Raw genomic sequence first — 4,952 nt, forward strand, 5'->3', positions numbered from 1 at the left:
ATGCATCATCGCGTTGTAGATGATATTGGATTGACGACGCAAAAAGATGTCCTCCTTCCCGCTCCAAGGTTGAGGACCACTGAGGATGGCATCGATCTGATCCCGCGCCTCGGTATTGGCGTCAAACTCTTCCATCATGACTTTGAAATGAGGCACGGTTTCGGTCATGTCGCGTGGCATCCAAGCTTCGATCGACGTGCTTCCCCAGCACGACAGGATGATGCCGACCGGAGTCTCCGCGGATGCTTTAAGAAAATGAGCAAAACCAAATGCCACCGCACTATCAGGATAACGATCGACCCACTCGCCTTCACAACGCTCCTGCTCGGTGAACGCCACGCTGCGTTTGACAGTGAAGCTGCGGATGTTCTTTGTCTGTGGAATTAGCGCTTTCACCTCGGGTACCGCATTGACACCAAACTGCATGTTGGATTGTCCCGAACAAATCCAGACTTCACCGACAAGAACGTCGGTGCATTGCTGAGTTTCGGTAGTTGAATCGAGACTCGACGTAACCATCATCCTGCGTGGTTCGAACGAAGCGGAAAGCGGATCAAGTTTGATCATCCATTTGCCATCCGCTTGGGCGGCGGTCGTTTTTTCCTGCCCCGCAAATCCCACCGTAATCGTGGCTCCAGGATCAGCGGTGCCCCAAACCGGCACGGCTACGTCGCGTTGCAACACCATATGATCGGTAAACAGGGAACCCAATCGGAGCTCGGCCAACGCGGTGCTGGGCACCAACACGGCCATCAGGACACCGAGTGCGAGAGACGTTTTCATCGTTTGACCTTGGTTGTGGATCACTTTTTGGTTCATGTCGCTCTATTTCCCGCTCTTCCATAGCTTGATCGTATCGATATCGTTTTCGGATTCGGTTCCCCCCGTGCTGCGTCCCCGCGTGACGTCCACTTTGAGTTGCGCTAGCAAACGCTCCGCCACTTCGGGATAAGTTTCGTACAGATTCGTTGTCTCGGCGGGATCGTTTTGCATGTCATACAGCTGAGCGACCGGACTGTCTTTGGCGGCTTGTTTTTCGGTCGGAGAACTCCAACCACCCGAGGCCTTTGCCAATAACAGTTTCCATTTTCCTTGGCGATAGCCGAAGTGTCCGCTGATCGAGTGATGGATCACGCCCCCGCGAGTCGAATCAATCGGGTTGCCGCTCAAGGCCGGCAGAAAGCTAACGCTGTCCTCGGCGCTGCCCGCGGGTAGTGATTTTCCCGTCAAATCCGAAAGCGTGGCGAAGAAATCGGTCAGGCAGATCGTTTGGTCACTGCTCGAGCCCGCAGCCACCTTGCCCGGCCACCGCACGATAAACGGAACGCGATGCCCGCCATCCCACAAATCGGCTTTGGAACCACGATACCCGGCGCTGACGAGATGTCCGGCTTTGGCAAGTTGAGGAATGCCAGCGGCTTTCGAACATCCATTGTCGCTGCTGAAGATCACGAGCGTATTATCGCTGAGACCGTTTCTCTGAAGTGCGGCCGTGATTTCTCCGACCCCCGCATCGGTCTGCATCACGAAGTCCGCGTAGGCGCCCAGACCGCTCCGGCCCTGCCACTCTGTTGTGGGAACAATCGGAGTATGCGGAGACCCAAACGGCACATACAGAAAGAACGGAGAATCAGCCGTGTCGTTCGCACGGTCGTCGATGTACTGGACCGCCTTGCGAGTCAGCCGCGGCAGCATGTTGATTTCATCATCGAGTTCGATGACTTCGTCATTTTCGATCACACATTTCATATCGCGAGCATGATGGAATCCATGAAAGTAATCGAAGCCCCGATGAATCGGACCATCGGGAATCTTGCTGCCGACGGGAGCCAGTCCCTTCTTTACCGTTTTCTTGTTCAGCACGGTGCCGGTATCAGGATCGACATACTGAAAATTCAGATGCCATTTGCCGATGATGCCGGTGTGGTAACCTTGTGACTTCAAAAAACTGGCCACGGTCGGACGATCTTCAGCGATCAAATTAGGCGAGAATCCTTGGACCACGCCGTTTTGCAGAGTCGTCCGCCAACTGTATCGCCCCGTCATCAATCCATATCGCGTCGGCGTACAGACCGATGATCCAGAATGGGCATCGGTAAAAATCATTCCTTCGGCAGCCAGTTTGTCGACCGACGGCGTCGCGATCTTTCCATGCTCAGGATTCAAACATTGCACATCGCCATATCCGAGATCATCGCAAAGGATGAACACAATGTTCGGTTTGGTAGGCGAAGTTGGTTTGGCTGCCGACGCATCCGTAAAGCTCCAAACCACCATCAGGCAGAGGAGCGTGGTCGTAATTGTTTTATACAAAGTTCTATCCTTGTAAGAGCCTCGCGGTCCGCTGGGCTGGACGATGTGAATCACTGGGTATTGGCCCCGACATAACGGCGTTCGACTTGTGCGGTATAAAAAAACAGAAGAAACGGTTCCTTATTTTGCTAACTCGGTGACAAGTTCCTGACATCGATTGCGATACCTTGCCAGCACCTCATCGTACTCGGGATTGGAGGCTAAGTTGACCTGTTCCTTCGGATCATTCGCGATATTGAACAGTTCTTCAAACACTGGCTGCTCTCCTTGAATCGACGCGTCGGGCAGATACTTCATCCGATCATTCTCTTTGGAGAAGTAACGAATGTACTTCCACTCGTTGCTGCGTACGGATTCCATTCGTGGATAGCCTTGGTCGGTAAACAGATTTTCACAAAAGACTTCTTTGCGCCATTGGATCGGCTTGCCTTCAATCAGCGGCATCATGCTCTGACCTTGGTAAGTGTCTGGCACAACCACGTCGCACAGTTCCAAAATCGTCGCTGGCAAATCCTGCCCCACCACCAACTCATCCACCGTCATGCCCCGCTGTTGTTCGGAGAAGGAGGGGGAATAAATGATCATCGGGATGCGAACGCACTCGTCATAGAGAAACGTCTTGCCACCAAGTCCATGCTCACCGAGCAATAATCCATGGTCGGAAGCGAAGACAATGATGGTGTTATCAGCGATTCCCATTTCGTCCAATTGCATTCGTAACTTACCGAGCATCATGTCGATAGCAGTGACAGCGCGGGCCATCTTGGTCTTCTTGCTCAACAGCGAGGCGGGATGGGACGTGCGGTAATATCCCATCAATTCATTCTGACGAAAAACCTGGTCTGGCAACGGGACTTTGATGTTGGGATAGCCATCAGGAAACACGAAATTGTCCTGCACATCGTTGTACAGCGTACGGTACATTTCCGGGTCTGTATCTTTTGCTCCCATGCCACCGATGCTGGACGCATGCGGAAGATTGAGATTCAGCGAGAGCGCAAACGGCTTGCTTTGATCTCGCCTATGCAGAAAATCCGAGACGGACTGGTGGGCATTGTCAAAGAAGTAGTCCTTGTCTTTTCCAGGTCGCATGAAAGCCTCGGTCGCCTCGTAGAGTCCTTCGATCTGGGAGCTGTGCCGAAGATTTTTGAACTCGTTCCACTTCATCAAATCAAAACCGAGGTGCCCGCCCTTCATGTAACAAAAATCCACGTTCTCCTTCATGTAGCGATTGCGTTCCTTCGCCGGACCGATGGTGGCGTGATGCTTGCCGATGTAGCCCGTGAAATACCCCGCGGCCTTCAATTGCATGATCCAGCTATTGTCAAACAGCTCGTGCGAGATATGGTTCTTGGAAACGTGGTAAAAACCTTGTCGGTTCTTTCGTTCCCATTGGCCGGTGAAGTAGTTGGCACGGCTGGGGCCACAGATCGGGCTGGTGATGAAGGCGTGACTGAAGAAAACTCCGTCCGCTGCCAACTGGTCAATGTTCGGTGTCTGAGTTACCGGATGCCCCGTCATGCTAAGCGAATCCAATCGTTGGTCATCCGTCTTGACAAAGATGACATTGGGCCGAGTTGACGAGACCGGCGCCAAGTCGTGTTCCGCGGCGTGCAGCGACCCCGCCAATAGCGCGAAGCTAACTACGGCGAAACTGACGAAGATTGGAAGTAATGGTTTGTGCATCGCTTGACGACGGTTCGTGTGGTTGATCAGTGGATTGGCTTAGGGATGGCGGTTAACCGTCCGAACGCAAAGTGATACAGATACTTGCTGATCATTTTGCCGTGGTCTTTTCGGGGTAGTAGAACTTGTGTCCGGGCAGTCGAACCGTCTTGTCGCTGAGTCCAAACAGATTGCGATCCGCATCACTGACACGGATTGGTTCGATTTGGAAATCAACTTGCTCCAACGCGACCGGTGACAACGTGGCAATTTCCCCTTTTTTAAGTGCGATTTGATAGAAGCCATCGTCGGTCTTCGAAACGATCTGTGCTTTACCGTTGATATAGATCTTCGGGTTGGGGATGTCGGCTTGGACGAAGCATGTAGATCCTGCCAGACTTTCCACGGTTACAAACTGGGTGACCCCGTCTTTCTTTTTAGCTGTAACGAGGAAGGCTCCCTGCGTTCGCAAATTCTTGAAGGCAACATCGCCCCAAATTTTGGGTGTCCCGCGGAACACGCGAATCTTGCCACCCCAACTCTGCAGTAACATGTCGTGGATACAGGTGGCGAACGAGAGCGGGCTTTCGATCACAGGGTTTCCTTCGGCGTACATCGTCGTCGGCGAAACATTCTTGTGTTGGATCAAGAAATCGAGATAGTGATACGCCTTCTCTTTGTCGCCCAACCAAGCGTACATTGATGCGGCCCCCGTGGCCGTGTACCCGGTGACCGGCATCGCCCCGACTTTGATGCCACTGTTGATCGAGACATCGAGCCAGTGATCGAGCGAGGTGCGAAGCATCTTTGCGTTCACTTCCTGCTCTGGCGTGATGACGGCTAGCGGGTAGAAGCCAAGCAGGTGCGAGTAGTGACGGTGCGGTTTATCAAACGGGATATCCTTGCCAATTCGTAGCCCGTTTTCGTCGATCTGAAATCCAACGAGGTTGTCGACAACGTTCTGCCACTGAGAC

Annotated in this window: 4 protein-coding genes; all 4 read right to left on the reverse strand. The window is 52.9% G+C overall.

Going from position 1 to position 4,952, the window contains the following annotated elements:
* The coding region (locus tag RMSM_RS10985; RefSeq protein ID WP_040765681.1) for a sialate O-acetylesterase at window positions 1-783 on the reverse strand (783 nt) is incomplete at its 3' end.
* Between the two features lie 42 nt (window positions 784-825).
* A complete protein-coding gene (locus RMSM_RS10990; protein ID WP_236622091.1) occupies window positions 826-2,313 on the reverse strand; it encodes a sulfatase family protein in 1,488 nt (495 codons plus the stop codon).
* A gap of 120 nt (window positions 2,314-2,433) precedes the next feature.
* On the reverse strand, window positions 2,434-3,999 hold the full coding sequence (locus tag RMSM_RS10995; RefSeq protein ID WP_144057554.1) for a sulfatase-like hydrolase/transferase: 1,566 nt from the start codon (window positions 3,997-3,999) through the stop codon (window positions 2,434-2,436).
* A 91-nt stretch (window positions 4,000-4,090) separates the two neighbouring features.
* Window positions 4,091-4,952: glycosyl hydrolase family 95 catalytic domain-containing protein (locus RMSM_RS40870; protein ID WP_040765678.1), on the reverse strand; the 862-nt coding region annotated here is incomplete at its 5' end.

Origin of the sequence: Rhodopirellula maiorica SM1, from assembly GCF_000346295.1 — a bacterium.
GTDB lineage: Bacteria > Planctomycetota > Planctomycetia > Pirellulales > Pirellulaceae > Novipirellula > Novipirellula maiorica.